12 protein-coding genes are annotated in these 16,113 nt (G+C 52.0%); 4 read left to right on the top strand and 8 right to left on the bottom strand.

The genetic code is table 11. The annotated features are described in order from the left end of the window. Positions 1–7: 7 nt before the first annotated feature. The 6 genes from VVD49_RS07675 to VVD49_RS07650 all read right to left on the bottom strand — a co-directional run bounded on the left by VVD49_RS07675 (position 8) and on the right by VVD49_RS07650 (position 6,869). On the bottom strand, positions 8–961 hold the full coding sequence (locus tag VVD49_RS07675) for a lysylphosphatidylglycerol synthase transmembrane domain-containing protein (RefSeq protein WP_327598550.1): 954 nt from the start codon (positions 959–961) through the stop codon (positions 8–10). Between the two features lie 25 nt (positions 962–986). Continuing rightward, positions 987–1,382 carry a GtrA family protein gene (locus VVD49_RS07670; protein WP_327598549.1) on the bottom strand — a complete coding sequence of 132 codons (396 nt, stop codon included), beginning with the start codon at positions 1,380–1,382 and terminating at the stop codon, positions 987–989. Further along, positions 1,379–2,689, bottom strand: a complete 1,311-nt coding sequence (locus tag VVD49_RS07665; protein WP_327598548.1) for an NAD(P)/FAD-dependent oxidoreductase — start codon at positions 2,687–2,689, stop codon at positions 1,379–1,381. Before VVD49_RS07665 ends, VVD49_RS07670 begins: the two co-directional genes overlap by 4 nt. 3 nt (positions 2,690–2,692) lie before the next feature. Further along, positions 2,693–3,631 (bottom strand): NAD-dependent epimerase/dehydratase family protein, encoded by a 939-nt coding sequence (locus VVD49_RS07660; RefSeq protein WP_327598547.1) that lies wholly within the window; start codon positions 3,629–3,631, stop codon positions 2,693–2,695. Between the two features lie 47 nt (positions 3,632–3,678). Then, on the bottom strand, positions 3,679–5,370 hold the full coding sequence (locus VVD49_RS07655) for a hypothetical protein (RefSeq protein ID WP_327598546.1): 1,692 nt from the start codon (positions 5,368–5,370) through the stop codon (positions 3,679–3,681). Between the two features lie 287 nt (positions 5,371–5,657). Beyond that, complete coding sequence (locus VVD49_RS07650) at positions 5,658–6,869, bottom strand: hypothetical protein (protein WP_327598545.1); 1,212 nt, start codon at positions 6,867–6,869, stop codon at positions 5,658–5,660. Positions 6,870–7,878: 1,009 nt separating this feature from the next. Between VVD49_RS07650 and VVD49_RS07645 the strand changes: the two genes are divergently transcribed. From VVD49_RS07645 to VVD49_RS07630, 4 genes are all read left to right on the top strand, one after another. Beyond that, the gene (locus VVD49_RS07645; protein ID WP_327598544.1) at positions 7,879–8,871 is read left to right on the top strand and encodes a glycosyltransferase family 2 protein; all 993 of its coding nucleotides are present in this window, start codon (positions 7,879–7,881) and stop codon (positions 8,869–8,871) included. Positions 8,872–8,988: 117 nt separating this feature from the next. Then, positions 8,989–9,339 carry a DMT family transporter gene (locus VVD49_RS07640; RefSeq protein ID WP_327598543.1) on the top strand — a complete coding sequence of 117 codons (351 nt, stop codon included), beginning with the start codon at positions 8,989–8,991 and terminating at the stop codon, positions 9,337–9,339. Positions 9,340–9,384: 45 nt separating this feature from the next. Beyond that, positions 9,385–10,224 carry a class I SAM-dependent methyltransferase gene (locus tag VVD49_RS07635; RefSeq protein WP_327598542.1) on the top strand — a complete coding sequence of 280 codons (840 nt, stop codon included), beginning with the start codon at positions 9,385–9,387 and terminating at the stop codon, positions 10,222–10,224. Between the two features lie 397 nt (positions 10,225–10,621). After that, positions 10,622–12,445: a DUF2142 domain-containing protein gene (locus VVD49_RS07630; RefSeq protein WP_327598541.1), complete on the top strand. Its 1,824-nt coding sequence runs from the start codon at positions 10,622–10,624 to the stop codon at positions 12,443–12,445. A 318-nt stretch (positions 12,446–12,763) separates the two neighbouring features. Here VVD49_RS07630 and VVD49_RS07625 read toward each other — a convergent pair whose 3' ends face one another. Both VVD49_RS07625 and VVD49_RS07620 read right to left on the bottom strand, forming a co-directional pair. Continuing rightward, positions 12,764–14,773 (bottom strand): glycosyltransferase family 2 protein, encoded by a 2,010-nt coding sequence (locus VVD49_RS07625; protein ID WP_327598540.1) that lies wholly within the window; start codon positions 14,771–14,773, stop codon positions 12,764–12,766. Positions 14,774–15,144: 371 nt separating this feature from the next. Further along, a complete protein-coding gene (locus VVD49_RS07620) occupies positions 15,145–15,987 on the bottom strand; it encodes an MraY family glycosyltransferase (protein WP_327598954.1) in 843 nt (280 codons plus the stop codon). Between the last annotated feature and the right edge of the window lie 126 nt (positions 15,988–16,113).

Genomic DNA, 16,113 nt, shown 5'->3' with positions numbered 1-16,113 from the left:
ATTTCAATTAAACGCGTACCGGTTTGCCGGATACGCGAAGCAAAGCGATCAGGCCAGCAAGGACACCGCACCACAGCGTCACGATCCGCGTGGCAATGGCCACGGACACCGATACGCCAGCCCCCGGTGTCGCACCGTCGAGCTGAAACACAAGCGCAGCCTCCATCGCCCCCAAGCCTCCCGGCAACATGCTGGCCGCACCAAACAAAGTCGCGTTGGCAAACATTGAAATAGCCGAAGCAACACTGATATCTATGCCCGCAAGGCGTGCAAACCCCCAGAAAACCAGAGCCTGAACGCCGTATGCTGCAGCCGCAATCAAGGCATAGACCGGTACCCGTGAGGGCCGCCACAACACCGCCCAAGCATCGACGACACGCACGAGCAACTGCAGCGGGCGTCGCTGCCCACGGGCGCTTAGCCAGTTCCAGACGCTCTCCCCTAGCCGCAACATGAGCATGCGAAACAGCGTCGCCGACAGCCAGGCCCCCACCAGCAAGTACTCGAGGATCGGCAGCGGTTGCCCCGCCAGTCTCGCCGCAATGACTCCCAGCATGGTAATGCCCAACACATCAGACATGCGGTCTACGAGAAACGCCGCCAGACTCTGCTCCACTGTCACGCCCCACGGCAACAGCAGGGCTGAGCGCAAGGTTTCTCCGAGCTTGCCCGGCGAAGGTGTCAGCGCCAGCCCTGCAACGTACACAGCAAAATGATGCAAATCCGGGATCGCATGGCCGAATCGCCGTAGCAGTGAGCGCCAACGCAGAAATCGCAAGACGTAAGATAGTGACGCGAGCAACGCACCGCCAAGCATCGCGGGCAGGCCGATGCGTTGCAGCGACGCGAGCGCGGTATCGAACCCTGCCCAGACCGTTGCTGCGAGATACAGGCCCGCTCCGCAAGCCACGAATATGGCAATTGCACGCAACCCAGAAGGAGCGACAAGCTTTTGAATCACTGTCGGCGCCTTACGGGTGCTGACATTACTTGAAAGTCGCCAGGCGATGCCCGGCATAGCTGGTTACCACGGGCACCAACACGCCTATCAGATGAGCAAGCGCTTCGACATGTTGTGTGACGCCCAGCGCCGGCAAGCCCCACCTGGCCAGCACAATACTTATGAGCAGCGTCTGCAGGACGGCAAGGATATTGACCGCGATGAATTTCAGAACTTGGGGTGCCAACTTGCCGGTACGCGCATCGAATACGTACGCGCGCATCAGCAGGAATGCCACAGTCATCCCCACCAGATACGCCAGAACGATCGCCACCTCGTAGCTGCACCACAGACTGAACGCAAAACGCGATCCGTAGTTCGCGGCAGCTGCCACGCCCCCTGCAAACAGGAAGCGGACAAACTGACTCGTCAATACACTCATCCCGCCGCCTGAGCCATTGCGGCCAACTTGGCCCCAAGCGCCATGCTTTCGCAGATCGACCGGTCTTCCGGGTAATAGTGCGAGGTGTCCGCCATGAACAAGCCCTTGACCGTGCTCTGCATGGGCGGCAGTTGGTCGAAAAAGCCAGGTGTGCAGACTGTCTGTGCGAACTCGTAGCGATGCGCCGAACTTGCAATGACATCATCCGCCGAGAAATCCGGCTCAATCAGTTTCATGTACGCAATCGTCTCATCGATGAAAGCCTGGGGGTCCCGCGCATATTTGGGATGCGTCTGAGGCATGTAGTACGGGGCGTAAACGATCGATGCCTTGCCATCCAGCGGATTCAGGTTGGTGTATTCGATCAGCCCCGGAATCTCGATGCGCTCGTCATTGATGTTCATCCAGAAATTGCGCGAAAACGGCTTGCGCAGCTTCAGCAACACACAGACCACACCGACATTCCGGATTGCCGCCACCTTGGCACGCTCCTCCTCAGGCAAGCCAGGCATCAAGCGCACCAGATAGGGCAAAGGAATCGTCGAAACGACCTGATCAAACGCCTGGAATGCGCCGCCCACGGTCAGACCGCTGAGACTTAGCGCGGCTTCGGTGCCGGCAGTCTCGACCTTCTCGACTGCCGCGCTCAACACGATCTGCCCACCCATCTGACGGATGCGCTCAGCGACGACATCGAGGAGACGCTCCGAACCACCTTCGAGGTAGCCCATGCGTTCCTCGAACAGACTCTTGCGCGACAGGGCCACACGCTTGATCCGGGTTCCAAGCCAGGCCGCTGACAAGCTGTCCTGGAACTCGTAAAACTTGAAATGGAATAGCGGCTTCCACAAGACATCGTAAGCAGCTTTACCGATCCCCTTCTGCAGCCAAGCCGTAGAGGAGATCGCATCCAGCGGACGCCAGTCCGTCACATTCTTGACCCCCATGACCTGCAAGCCATAGCGGATCTTCTGCCACAGGGAAAGCCCGGGAAACTTGAGCAAGGCCAACGGGTGACCCCAGTCGTAGAGCTTGCCATCGAAATAGAAGCCCATCTTCGTCGACACCCACTTGAGCAGATGCTCCTGCTTAAACTCGCGCAAGTAGGCAAACAGCGCCTCATCGGGTCCACAGACGAAATGGTAATAGCGCTCGATGCGCGTTCCCGCGAAATCGAAAGCCGCGGACATGCCGCCGATCCGATCGTCTCTCTCGAAAATCGTGACTTCCTTACCTGCCTTCAACAATTCGTATGCGACGGTCAGACCCATCGGGCCCGCCCCCACCACTGCGACACGTTGCTTCATTACTTAGAACTCCATCACGATATGGCCATATCGCGGATCGTTGAAGGTTTCGTCAATAGCCTCCCGGAAAGGCGTAGAACGCACGCCGAAGATTCCCGGCCAGTCGATGACTTCGAATTCGTCTTTGGCACTCAAGGCCGACAATTGCTGAGTGGTAAATGGCGGGTTCTTGTCAAACAGCCCCCATACCCACAGCAAGGAATAGAACAATGCAAACGGAATGCGAAGTACGACCGCGCTCGCCTTTGTTGCCCTTTTTATTTCCCGGATGATGTCGATGTAATCGACCTTCTCATGCCCCGAGATATTGAAGACCCCGACACGCGGGCTCTCGATGCAGCTGATGATGACGTTGCAGAAGTCTCCGACATAGAGCGGCTGGCGCATGTAGCGCCCATGTCCCGGAATCGGGAATACCGGAACCTTCTTCATGAACCGGGAAAGCCAACCGAGATGTTTGCGATCAAACCAACCGAACATGAGGGTGGGGCGCAATACCGGGCAGGAGATGCCGCTGTCGAGCACCATCCGCTCCTGATCCTTCTTGGTGTTCGTATAGAAGTCGTCGGCCACCGACTCGACCACCGACGAGCTGATGTGTACAAGGGACGGTACGTTATGGGCTTTGACGGCATCGAGCAGCAGGCGCGTCGAATCGATATTGTTGCGCACGAACTCCTGGTAGTCATTGCCACCGATCTGCGCCTGCAACATGACGACAACATCTGCGCCAGCAATGCGGCCCAGCCAATCACCGGGTTCGGCCAGGTCCGCGTACTCGATGGTGATTTCAGGCTGGATCTGCCTGAGCATCGCCAGATTGGCACGATGCTTGTCGAGAACGACAATATTGGTATAGCCACGCGCCATGAGGCGGGCAATGAGGTTCTGGCCTACGAGGCCTGCACCTCCCGGCAAGACTATCTTCTTGTCTTTCATCATGCTGCCTATGCAATTTTCTTGAAATCAATCTTCTGGGCTTGCTGTCATCAATCTTTCGGCGAGGTCACGAGAGCAGCTTTCAATTGGCACTGCAGGTTTGGCCCCAGGATGTACACCGGTTTGTCCAAGCTCGCAGAACGCAAATAGCCCTTGAACCCCGATTCGAGCGCGCGTGCGCCCATCACACGCACGACGTCGGGTCGCCGCTGCCCGCCATACAGGAAGCCGACCACACTCATGCCTTCATCCACAACTGTCAGAACCCCCGGCTTAGCTTCACTCGTGCCGTCGGAAACCCATCCCCGCAATTGCGCGAACCCCGGATCTTCCTTGATTTCATGAACTTCATCCACATGCCCCAGACAAGCAGTCGCTGGCAACTCTTCCATTCCTGAAGATGCCCCCAAGCGCTCGCGCAGATCCGCAAGTGGCGACATTCCGAAGATTGACAGATTACGCTCTACAGGAACCTCGGCAACGGACAATGCCCATTCAGCACTTGGAAAGACGTGGGTGATCTGAGCCTGATCCTTGATCCCCAACTCGATTGCCAACGCCGCAACATCTCTTTCGAACAATCCGTCATGCTTCGGCTCCAGCGTCTTAAGTTGCTGTGGCAGGAGTGCGACCAACAGAATCAATAGCAACGCGTCTGCCAATCGTCGAGCACGCGCCTGCATCGGGGGCACGGCAAGCACCATAAGCGCCGCCCAAGCAGCCAGAGAGGGGGTCATGTAGCGGCTGGAAAGAGCGTGTTCGATGCCAAAACTCAGCCGCCCTCCTGCAGTCCCTAGCGCAGTACCGCCGACGTAAAGAATAAACAGAAGCATTGCAAGCTGCAGCGTCGATTGTTTTGGTTTTCTTAGGGCATTCCAAGCAAAGCCTATAGCCGCAAAGGTCAAACACACTCCAGCAATTTGCGCAATAAGAAGCGCTTTCGCGCTGCCAGAAAACAGGTAGCCGAAGGGGCCTCCTACATAAGTGATTGCGAACAACAGAAGGCCTGTCGGATGCGCCAAGAAAGCTTGACGCAATGAGCCATGATCTTCTGGTGAGAAGTAGCCGTGAAAATAGAGAAGAATGCCAAGCACGGACAATACAGCGAGAGCACCGCAGCGACGCCAACCACTCCGGGTCAAAAGAGCAAAAAGAGTCATCAACGGAAGGGCAATAACCCCGTTTGCCATGCTGCCGATGGCGAGCAGTCCACAAACGCTCGCCATTAAGAAATATCGTGATGAGCGCCTTACATCAGACACTCCTCTATGAAGGAGATAGAACGCCAAAAGCGGTAGCAGCAGCGCCAGCATGAACTGACTCTGAAACCCCCATGTCAAGTTGCTCTCTTGCGACCAAGAAAATAACCAAGCCGCCAAAAAAAGCCCTGCCCCCCCCCCCGATCGCTCGCGCCATATCACGACGAACACAGCACAAATTGCCCCCAACAGGACAAAATTCATAAGAACAAGAAAGGCTCCTGTCCCGCGAAACAAAACAAAATCAATCCAGAACAGCAGTCTTGCAAGAAATATGCGGTGTTCGTTATGCTGAGCCCACCACACGGAAAAATCACCCGAGCTTGCTTTGACATAAAACTCTAGATAACCATTCCACATGTCCCAGTAGGGAACAGGCGAATACGCAGAGACTGCTCCCGCTATAGCTAGACCTATAAAAACGAGAGTAAGCCCAAGAAGGACCAGTTCAATTGCATTTCGGCGAATCACGGGTGACAACATCAAAATACAGTACTTTTTTAAGAGGCACACCCCCACCTCCGAGCAATTCAGCTCGGAACTGACAAAGCATTCCAACCTCATATTGCAAACAGCCTAATAAAGGCACTTGGTACGAGACATTTTCGGGGGTTTGGAGTGCAAAGTTACAGCACGTCCCGACTTTGATCATCGCAACACAACTTAGCCCCTCTCAAAAAAGAGTCCATGTCACGAAAACCGGCCAAGCAACTCATCAGCCTATCACGCCGTTAAGTAATTCATCCGCACAGATGATAGTCCTGGACGGCCTACCAACCTTCTTTAGGACGTTTGAGACTCCAGCCAGGAGGCCAAACTTGAATAGAGTCACACTCGGGCTTGTCCATGCAGGCACGATAAGCATCCCTCCAGGCAGGTCCAGAAAAATTTGCGCGAAAACCATATGCAACGGAGGAGACGACACAAGTTGCGAAAATGACCCCATATAGACCTCTTACTGTCTTGGACGTAGCTGCAGCCAATACAAGACAAAGAAGGACATTTGGGGCAAAGAAGTATCTTCCACCGACTGCCGCCGAGATAAGGCTTAATCGGTCATCGAGCGCCCCAACATAAGAAACAAGCACCATCATTGCCGAACACAAAACGGCAAAAGGAGCCCACTCCTTTTCTCTAGCAAAAAAATAGTAAAAACATAGAACCAAGCAGATTGAAAACACTTCAAAAACGCCCCCCCCATTCCTAACAAAAGGAGCCAAAAAATTCGCAAACTCGGGGCCGAATACTGGAGAATATATTTGCTGAAAACTTGATGCCTGCAAAGCAACAAGGATTCTGAAATCCACGGACCGCCCTCCCCCTGCATCGGCCCCATGTAACAGCAACATGGACAACTGGATGAGTGCGCACATCGCAAGGACAGCCCCTTGAACTAGACGCTCCCTATCTCTCGTGACAGCATAACGTGCCAAAGCCACAGGCGCGACAATGCATGCAGGAACTCCTCCAAGGCCGCATGCCACCAAAAGAAGTCTTGAAAGCCAGAGACGCCAGCCACGCGACACAGGCAGAATAACAAGGACGGCCGCCAGCAGCCCCAAATGCCACTGAACGTTGGTCGCTGTCGAGAAAACCTCTTCACTTTGAGGCAGTCCGTGGTAAACAATTAGAAACCCCAAAAACTGCAAAAATCCGATTTCAAGCTGCGTTCGGTACATGATCAGATAAAGAATCGGCACTGATTGAACGGCATACGACAGGGAGGTGGTGGCGAATGGAAGCCAATTTATGGGCACAAGCGTGCCCAGCCAGACAATAATATTGGTGACTATCTGCAACTGGCCCTTGTACACATAACAAAAAGCAGAAATAAAACTCTTGCCATGAACGCCCGAGAAAAAATCGGTAGCCTCTTCTGCCCACAACCGTCCGTCCAGCAAGTACCCTCTCGTCTTAATAGCAGAGAGAATGATAAGAATGACGATCAGCACGATATTTTGCAGCGCGGCATCGTGGCGCAACCTCAAAAACACTCCTTTTACTCGCAACGACCCCTCTCCCAACGATTCAAAAACACTGCAAACAAACGACCATCTTCTCGCGAGGCGAGGCGATCCGCCAAGACAACTGTGCGAACAAGCAAGTAATACATAACATAATGCCAGCCAATGAAGGAGCAAAGCCCCCCCCCCGCACTTCACAGCACTTTGAGACGAAACTATCCGCGGATAGCAGTCTTGGCTTCCAAAATCAATCGCCGGAGGCGGAGGCCCTTCGCGTTGAGAAAACCGCCTGTTCGAGGGATGGCGCGGCAGTTTACCAAAAACCCCCCTCCCCCCCACACACACGCACACACACACTCAGGAGAGCCGGCATCGCACAGGGGAGGCACGCGCCATACACCGCAGTGCGAACCACATCCCTTGACGGTGCGCAACATTAAATTGACGACCCCGAGCAATGAGGAATAGCTCCCCGTTACGCATTTAGACGCTGCAAATATCAAATCACCAGAAAAAGAGACTTGACACTCGACGCGAGGATCGCTCACTTACCTACGAGCATTACACAAGACATCCGCACAACTCTAGCAAACGCTTAACATTCGACTTGAGGGCAGCCGGGAGAGCCCTTCCTCGTAGCGCGCCAGGCTTCTTTGGCAGAAATACTGCGGTCGAGGCTCAGCACTGCCGGACGATTGCAGCGCACTTGACTACACCGATAGCCCAACTAAACATATCACGGCACAATCTATCGATCATCGCAATGGGATAAAGAAAAGCTCGGAATATTGAAAAGTGGCCAACGCCAAGCCTCCGTGCGGGTATCATTACAGGCTTAGCGGTGGATGCTGTATAAGGGTCGTATCGAAGAGTTAATCAGGAAATAAAGCGAATGCTCCTTCCTTAGGCTAACCGTCTCTCGATCAACCGCCATCCTTTGGCGGTGAACTGCGGGCCGTCACCTGCAGCCAATGCCCGTCCTGATTTGTTTATATATTTTCAAAACAGACTATTCTCCGTATTCGCTATGGATATCCAGCTAAAAATTGCAGTAATAATTCCAACCTACAAAGCACGCAACCATATTCTGAACGTAATAGAACTGATTGGTTCTGAGGTTACTCGAATTTACGTTGTTGATGACTGCTGCCCCGATCAATCAGGCTCTTTTGTCAAGACAAATTGCAGAGACAAGCGAGTCTCCGTGTTAAGACATGCGGAAAACGAGGGGGTAGGGGGGGCGGTTATGACGGGTTACAGAGCCGCAATCGAGGATGGCATGGATGTGTTGGTCAAAATCGATAGCGACGGCCAAATGGACCCGATCTTGATCCTGGATTTTGTGCGTCCTATTGCAGCTGGCGAAGCTGACTACACCAAGGGTAATCGTTTTTTTGACTTGGAAAAGATACACGCAATGCCCGCAACACGGCTCGTTGGCAATGCAGTACTTTCGCTCATGTGCAAGTTATCATCTGGCTACTGGAATCTCTTTGACCCAACCAACGGTTACACGGCCATCCACGCAGACATGGCTCGCCACCTGCCTTTTAGCAAAATTAGCCGACGCTATTTTTTTGAAACCGACATGCTATTCAGGCTAAACACTCTGCGCGCGGTCGTAGTTGATGTACCGATGGAAGCAAAGTATGGAAACGAGACAAGCAATTTAAAGATTACCCGGATCATTGGAGAGTTTTTCGTAAAACATGCTCGGAATTTCTTTAAAAGGATTTTTTACAATTATTATCTTAGGGACATGTCTCTTGCCTCAATAGAGCTACCCGTGGGTTTTTTGCTTTTTCTCTTCGGGTTGGTTTATGGGGGCTACCACTGGAGCCACTCCGCCAATAACGGCATTCCGACACCGGCCGGCACGGTTATGTTGTCCGCCCTACCAATTCTTGCAGGGATTCAGTTACTTCTCGGCTTTGTTGGATATGACATATCTTCGGTTCCCACACGCGCTATCCACAGCAATATTCGGAAGCTTCAGAATGTCAATAGAGAATCTTCGTAGCTGGGCGGCCAACTACTCTGAGGATGAAGCGCTTCCGACATATTTCGGCACGCACTCCTACGCCTAATCGCGCAAGGTGCCTGTCGTTAATCATAAAAACTCAATGCACAAAATAGAATGTCCGTCTTTCAAATAATCTTGATTTTGTTTACCGTGCTTTTGTTGTCGGTCGGGCAGATTCTATTTAAACTGGCATCGAATGATATAGTTTTGACCGTCGACGGGCTTCTTCCATCTCTTCTCAGCTTTAAGCTTTTGATTGCGTTTGCCGTCTATTCAGGCGCAACGGTTCTTTGGCTAATTGCGCTAAAAGACGTGCCTCTGCGCGCAGCCTACCCATTCGCTGCACTGGCTTTTTTCCTTGTCCCTACTTTGGCTCACTTCTTGCTGGGCGAGCCGCTTGGTTGGAATACGTATATTGGGGCGAGCATCATTGCCTTTGGCGTAATTATTTCTGTTTCTAAGTGAGGTTTTCGTATGGCCGTAAAATGCTGCCCCGTCTGCGATTCAGTAATGGACGGTGGAATCCAGGCCTGGCACTGGGAGTGCTCAACCTGCAACTACGAAAACGCCGAGCTAGCGCCGGCAATTAACCAAGCAACGGCACATGACCAAATAGACGAACAGTTTCGCGAAAAGGGGTTGCGGCCTTTACGAGTTGACAACTTTGACAAGCTATTGCACGCAATTATTGAGAATAGAAAAAAAACTGGGAGCCTTTTGGATGTTGGCTGCGCCCATGGATGGTTCTTGGAGCGCGCAGGCGAAATGGGATTCAAAGCACTTGGCATTGAACCTGATCTACATGTTTACGAGGCCACTCACCAGCGCGGGCTGCACGTACGACGGGGGTTTTTCCCTGAAGTTTTGTCTTCAAATGAACAGTTTGATGTGATCGTATTCAACGACGTTTTTGAGCACATTCCAGATGTAAAAAGCACATTGGCTGAATGCAGGGCGCACTTAAAGCCCGCAGGGATGCTTGTATTGAATCTGCCGAGCAGCTCAGGAGTGTTTTATCGGACCTCCCGCTTGCTATTAAATTTGGGAATCGGGGGGTTTTTTGAACGGCTTTGGCAAAAAGATCTCCCCTCTCCGCACTTGCATTATTTTTGCCAAGAAAATTTGCGGCAGTTATTGGAGAGGAATGGTTTCAAGGAAATTGCAGTAGGGCGGCTTTCGACCATCAGTATGAAAGGGTTGTATACACGAGTTTCGTACACCCGCGGCCACTCCTTGCCTGTGCGTCTACTCATTTGCTTGATAGTGACATTGGCCTTTCCAATTATTTTCATGATGCCCAGCGATATTGTTTACTCCCTATCAACCAAAAATGGGGGCGAAAGCGGTTAACAGTGCTTTCGAAGCAAGCTCGATCAGCGCTTGCCAATAGAGAACACTCCAAGCTTTTGCATCACTCGAATTGTATGCCGCGCACCTCTGTGCTCATTCTCCACATTTCGCCTGCTCACTTGGGAGTCGGTGCGATTGCGGCGGAGGACTGTACTTGTAATAGATCGGTTGCTGGCTTTGCGAGCCTTCACGCACAATTCGAGCGGCGCTGTTTTCGTAATTCATTGCATGCTTTTGACAGAAAGCTTGTTTTACAAAAACGACCAGCCGTTCGACTCGTCATCCATATCTGCAGCTAGACGGGCGCCAACCGAGGTCGTCAACAGCGGCCACCTTTCATTCTTTGTACCAAAATCATATTTAGGGCGCGTAGGCGGACTTCAGGAAGACAATGCAGATGAGAGACAACCTTAAGAAAATCACAACTGATGATTCTTTTATTATTTCCCTGTTGTTATTTATCGCATGTTTTTTTCTTGCGGCAGTTATTCCTCCGTTTAAATCTCCGGATGAGTTTGATCACATCCAGCGCGCCTATCTCTTGGGAAAAGGAGTTTTCATATTAGATCGCCCAGAGGGAAAATCAAGCGGCGGAGATGTTGATACCGGTTTATTGGCATACATGGCGAGCCACCCATCAACGCAGGACAAATTATCTGCAGATGTAATTGATGCTGCAAGCAAGATTCGGTGGACAGGCCAAAGGGTTTACGACCCAGCGCCGGGCACCGGGTACTATTTTCCTGTTATTTATTCTCCGCAGGCCGCTGGGCTTTTGCTTGGGGAGAGGCTAGGACTTACGGTTGATTATTCTTATAGGCTTGCCAGAGCATTTTCTATACTTGCGGCAGTTTTACTTGTTTTCTCAGCCTTTAGAACATATGCCACAAACCCATTGTCTCTAGCACTCATTTCTGTGCCAATGAGTCTGTTTCAATTTTCATCAGCGAGCTTGGATGGGGTCTCAACTGCGTTAGCCTTATTTGTGATCGCAACATTCTTGCGGATTACAACGGAAAAAACAGACACGCCAAACTGGCGTCTTTACGCTCTTGCCATAGCCGTTGTGGTGCTGGCAACATCTAGAATACATTTAATTCCATTTGTTCTAATGCTTGCCGCCTCATTCTTTTACACTACAAAGAAGAGATCGCTATTTTTGTTTGTGGTTTCGTGTTTTTTCATTCTTGCCTGGGTGAGCATTGCCGTAAAAACGACGGTTGACCTTAGGGCCGTGTTGGGCGAGCCGCCCTCAAATATAATCGCCTTTTACACAAAACAGCCTTTTCAGTTTTTGAAAGTATTTTGGCAGACGATAACAGACCTAAATCTGGTCGACAATTACTACACCCAATTTCTTGGGATACTTGGTTGGCTTGACACCCCATTTGAACGCCCTATGTATACTGTTATGGGGAGCGTTGTTTTGGCGATCGCCTCTTTGACATTTTCTTGGCGAGGAATAAAGAACGAATGGCCGCATAGACTGTTATTAATTTTTATTTCTGCGCTCTCTATTTTTTTGATTTTTCTTGCTTTACTCGTAACCTGGTCACCACACCCTGCGAGCAAAATTTCTGGGGTGCAAGGCAGATATTTTCTTATTCCGGCCATCCTTATTGCATACGGAGTTTCTGAAAAAATCAACTCTCTTTGTGATTGGCAGAAAAGGTTCTTTACTGTTTTTTGTTTTTTGTTTTTTGTTTTTTCCATTTCCGGCACAACAAATGTCTTGCTTCGCAGGTACTATCTCTCCCCGTTTCAACAGCAGCAGATCGAAAATATTATTTATGAGCCGGAAGTTGTGTCAGACAAGTCGAAGACATACGAGCACAAGATGGTCCCAAGCGCAGTCTTAGATGAGCGCAGTCCCATCCGCCTAAGGATGCCGCCGTTGAAAAACAGTGATTTCGGGAAGCAGAGACGTATCGGAATCTTGTTTGGGACATATGCTCGTCAGAACCTAGGCAGAGCAGAGCTTCTACTCAGAGCCAGTGACGGAAGATCTTTTATTCAAGATTTTTCCTTGTCAGAATTGGCCGATAACTCATATAGATATTTTTATGTACCGGCTGATTTCTACGTTTCCGGTGAGATCCGCTTTCTGTCAGGAGGGGGCATCAGCGTTTGGGAAAACCATTCGGCTGACGGTCAGATTCTGACCTGCCTGGACCTCTTGTACTCTTCAAACAAGGACGTTGTCGTTGCAGGTTGCCACTGATGCTGGTAGCACGGACTCGGAAGATTCATCACTGCTGACGCTGACCTAAGACAGGGCCCGGATGCAACCACGGGGCGAGCTTAAGCACAATTTGCACAACGCGTGATTGGCTGGGCCTTAATTGGAGATCGCACGAATGTATAGGTTTGCACGTGGGAGCGCACATCCGCTATGCGTATGCGATTCTCCCTGCACGGCAATTGCCTTGATGGCTGCGCTGAACGCGAACGTATCCCGCTCCAACGAGATTGTCCAACCATGCCACCTAACACAGCAACCTCACCGAGGCGAAAACGGCAAGTGGCGCAACCTTCAAACTCAGCTGGGGAGAGCCTCTTGGGGGATCTGACTTTCTTGGCAAAGCTGGACTCTTGGTGGCCAAGCTAGACTGAAGTCTCCGTGCTCAAGCGTCAAGTTTGGGTTATAGGCCGGATCCAGCAAAAGGGTGTCACCCCAGCTACTTTGCATATATGCAACTTCAGCAGCAAATCTTTGTTTTTTCTCTGGAGTGTCGTCCCCCCCGCGCGTAGCTGATTCGTGGTGATAGAACTCAGCAAACGGCGTCCAAATATTTTGATAACCCGCCGCCCTCACTTTCAAACAGAAATCTACATCATTGAAAGCTACCCGCAAGTCAGACTCGTTCAACCCCCCCACTTCCCAGTAGATTGATTTGTGAATCAACAGGCAGGCTGCCGTCACGCAAGACACTCCTTGTATTAGCGCGCCGCGGCCGAAATATCCGAAATGCCCACGAGGAAGCCTGCTGTGCGCATGGCCAGCGACTCCGCCTAAACCCAGCACAACCCCTCCATGCTGCAAGGTGTTATCCGGATACCAAAGGCGCGCGCCAACCGCACCGTGCCCGGGTAAAGCAGCAAGACTCAGCATCTCTTCAAGCCAGCCAGGTGTGATTACCTCGATATCGTTATTCAAGAGCGCAACGAACTCCCCCTGAGCCAATGTCACGGCACGATTATTAAGGGCTGAATAGTTGAAAGGACTATCATCGCGAATCACCGTGATTCGCGGGTCCGCTGCAATTTCCGAAAAATACTGAAGCGCGCGAGGATCGTCGGATCCATTGTCGATGATCAATATTTCGAAATTACGGTAGGTCGTCTTCTCCAAAATGCTGCTTACGCACTGGCGAATCAAATGTAGGCCGTTGCGGGTTGGAATAACAAGACTCACAAGCGGCTGCGTTAGCGGCGTCGCATAGCGGATCCGGTACTGCATAAAGGGGGTTAACTCCACCGACCCCGAGACTGAACGACGCTGTAAATGCTCACTGAGCGCCTTTAGACCTGCATCTTGGGCATACGTCTTGGCCCCCGCGTCCATGGAGGTACTCGCGGCATGAATACGCCAGTGATAGAGCACATGCGGGATATGCACCACTTGACTCGGCGCGATCAAATCCACCACTCGCAACGCGAGATCGTAGTCTTGCGAGCCTTCGAAGCCCATCCGAAAGCCCCCGACGTTTTCAACTAAATCCCGTCGATAAACGCCCAGATGGCTAATCATGTTCTGAGCGCGGAGCAGTTCAAGATTTAGATCGCACTTAAAATATGGGCTTGTCCTGTTTCCGTATTCATCAATCTTGTCCTCGTCGGTATAAATCAGACCGGCATCAGCGTTGCTCACAATGGCTTGTGCTATAAGTACCAAGGCGTGTTCAGGCAGCAGATCATCGTGATCCAGCAAGGCAATCCACGTGCCTGTTGCCATAGCAAGGGCGCTGTTCGACGCAGCAGAGATATGTCCGTTTATCTCCCGGAAAGCCACCTTGATACGTGCATCAGTATGAGCATATCGTTCAAGAACTCGCCTAACCTCCGGATCCGTTGACGCATCATCGGCAATACATAGCTCCCAATTCGAATAGATTTGCTGACGCACTGATTCGATTGCTTGCGCTAACCAAGCGGGATCGGGATTGTAAGTAGGCATGACTATCGAAACTCTTGGGCGCTGCAATAGTCCTTCCGAAACAGCGACCAATTTCTTCCGTTTGTCGCTATCGATCGTATCGTAACGCCTCACCCACTCGGCATAGTCATTCCGATCAAAACCCGTCGAGTGTCTCGCATCATTCCCCGCTTGAACAAAACGGATGCCGCGCTTGACGCCTGACAAACCATCCCTCCAAAAGAGATTGAGCGCCTTCATCAATGTCGAAAAAACACCTCCTCCAGTCTGAAAAGCAGCAGGCATGATTTTCAACAGATGCTTTCCACGCGCAAACTGGTAGCCCACGAATCTTAAAGGGGCAGTAATGCGCCGATGACCGGAGCTTCTCGATACATTTTTCACAGGAATCATTCCAGCAGGCTCCGACTCACGTACATACCGGACAAAAAGCCTACTCATACAAATTTTCAATCATCAGAAGGGGCTGGGGTGACACACCAAGACGGAAGAGAACCGTTGCTCTTTCCATCTGCAACGGAACCCAATCGGTTGGTGAAGAAGCCCGCGATATTACCTTATCCCCATCTTAACGTCGCACAACGAACTCATTCTCGCCTTCAGCAGATTGCAAGCTATTTGCATTTTTGTATATTGTTAGTAGCAATAAAAGCTCTATTTGTGAGATGAGCCTCAGACGCCATCGAGCCCGTTCTTTCTGTAGACTTTGACAATGCCATACACCGCATCATTGACGGCTTTTTTGCCCGAATAGCGCAGGGTGCTTAGCTAGCGACATCCAATCGGCCAGCATCCAGAAACCAGGCAAGAGCAGACAAGCCCCCCCAGCAGACGATCGTCAACGGCACGGCTAGAGCGGGCCACATATGCGCAACAAGAGATGCGGGCGCTAGGAATAGCGCGTTGATTGCAAGTACAGTTAGCGTTACCGCACGGTGGTTGCCGATGCGCTGAGAGGCACGTTGGTATGCGTGGGAACGATGGGCTTCCGTCACACGAACTCTCGTCAGGGCACGACGGCATAGAGTGAAGGTGGCATCCACTGCGAAAACGGCCATCAATATCACCCACGGCCAGATCGTCGTATGGTCAGTCACCGTAGCATGCAGCGCGAGCACGCCAATGACGAAACCAAGAAAGCCGCTGCCTACATCTCCCATGAATATTCTGGCAGGCGGCCAGTTCACTGCCAGGAAGCCAGCAGAGGCCGCCGCCAATAGCCAGCAGGGCATACCGTCGCCACCCGACAGCCACAACAACAAGCCGCCAACACCACCCACAAACACGGCCTGGGAGCCCGCCAAGCCGTCAATGCCGTCCATGAAGTTGTACAGATTGGTGGCCCAAACCAGCGCCAATACGGCAATCATGCTGCCGAACCAACCCCACGCCCAATTCGCAACACCCATTTCAAGGACGGGCCATCCACCGAGGCAGGCAACGGCCCACATTGCGGCAAGGACATGGCAAGCGAAACGGGTGCGCGCGGGCAAAGAAACGTGGTCATCCCAGAACCCGATCACTGCCACGAGAGCCCCTCCGGGCAGTAGTGCCCATAGCAGCTTGCTCGATGGCTGAACGAAATACGCCCAAACAAGCAGGGCCACGCCGAAAGTAAGGACGATGGCGGCACCGCCGCCTCGGGGCGTAGAGACAGCATGCGAGCTACGGGCATTCGGTATATCCACAATCGCCCGAGCAAGGGCGTAGCGCCTCAGGGCTAGCGTCCCGAG

It is taken from the genome of Uliginosibacterium silvisoli, from assembly GCF_036017035.1.
Taxonomy (GTDB): Bacteria; Pseudomonadota; Gammaproteobacteria; order Burkholderiales; family Rhodocyclaceae; genus Viridibacterium; species Viridibacterium silvisoli.
The sequence above is the reverse complement of the archived record's forward strand: the minus strand, read 5'-3'. Positions and strand labels throughout refer to the sequence as shown.

What these genes read in the sequence shown, in the direction of transcription:
- VVD49_RS07670 (WP_327598549.1), bottom strand. Translation starts at nt 1,382, where the DNA reads ATGAGTGTATTGACGAGTCAGTTTGTCCGCTTCCTGTTTGCAGGGGGC.
- VVD49_RS07665 (WP_327598548.1), bottom strand. Translation starts at nt 2,689, where the DNA reads ATGAAGCAACGTGTCGCAGTGGTGGGGGCGGGCCCGATGGGTCTGACC.
- VVD49_RS07660 (WP_327598547.1), bottom strand. Translation starts at nt 3,631, where the DNA reads ATGATGAAAGACAAGAAGATAGTCTTGCCGGGAGGTGCAGGCCTCGTA.
- VVD49_RS07655 (WP_327598546.1), bottom strand. Translation starts at nt 5,370, where the DNA reads ATGTTGTCACCCGTGATTCGCCGAAATGCAATTGAACTGGTCCTTCTT.
- VVD49_RS07645 (WP_327598544.1), top strand. Translation starts at nt 7,879, where the DNA reads ATGGATATCCAGCTAAAAATTGCAGTAATAATTCCAACCTACAAAGCA.
- VVD49_RS07640 (WP_327598543.1), top strand. Translation starts at nt 8,989, where the DNA reads ATGTCCGTCTTTCAAATAATCTTGATTTTGTTTACCGTGCTTTTGTTG.
- VVD49_RS07635 (WP_327598542.1), top strand. Translation starts at nt 9,385, where the DNA reads ATGGACGGTGGAATCCAGGCCTGGCACTGGGAGTGCTCAACCTGCAAC.
- VVD49_RS07630 (WP_327598541.1), top strand. Translation starts at nt 10,622, where the DNA reads ATGAGAGACAACCTTAAGAAAATCACAACTGATGATTCTTTTATTATT.
- VVD49_RS07625 (WP_327598540.1), bottom strand. Translation starts at nt 14,773, where the DNA reads ATGATTCCTGTGAAAAATGTATCGAGAAGCTCCGGTCATCGGCGCATT.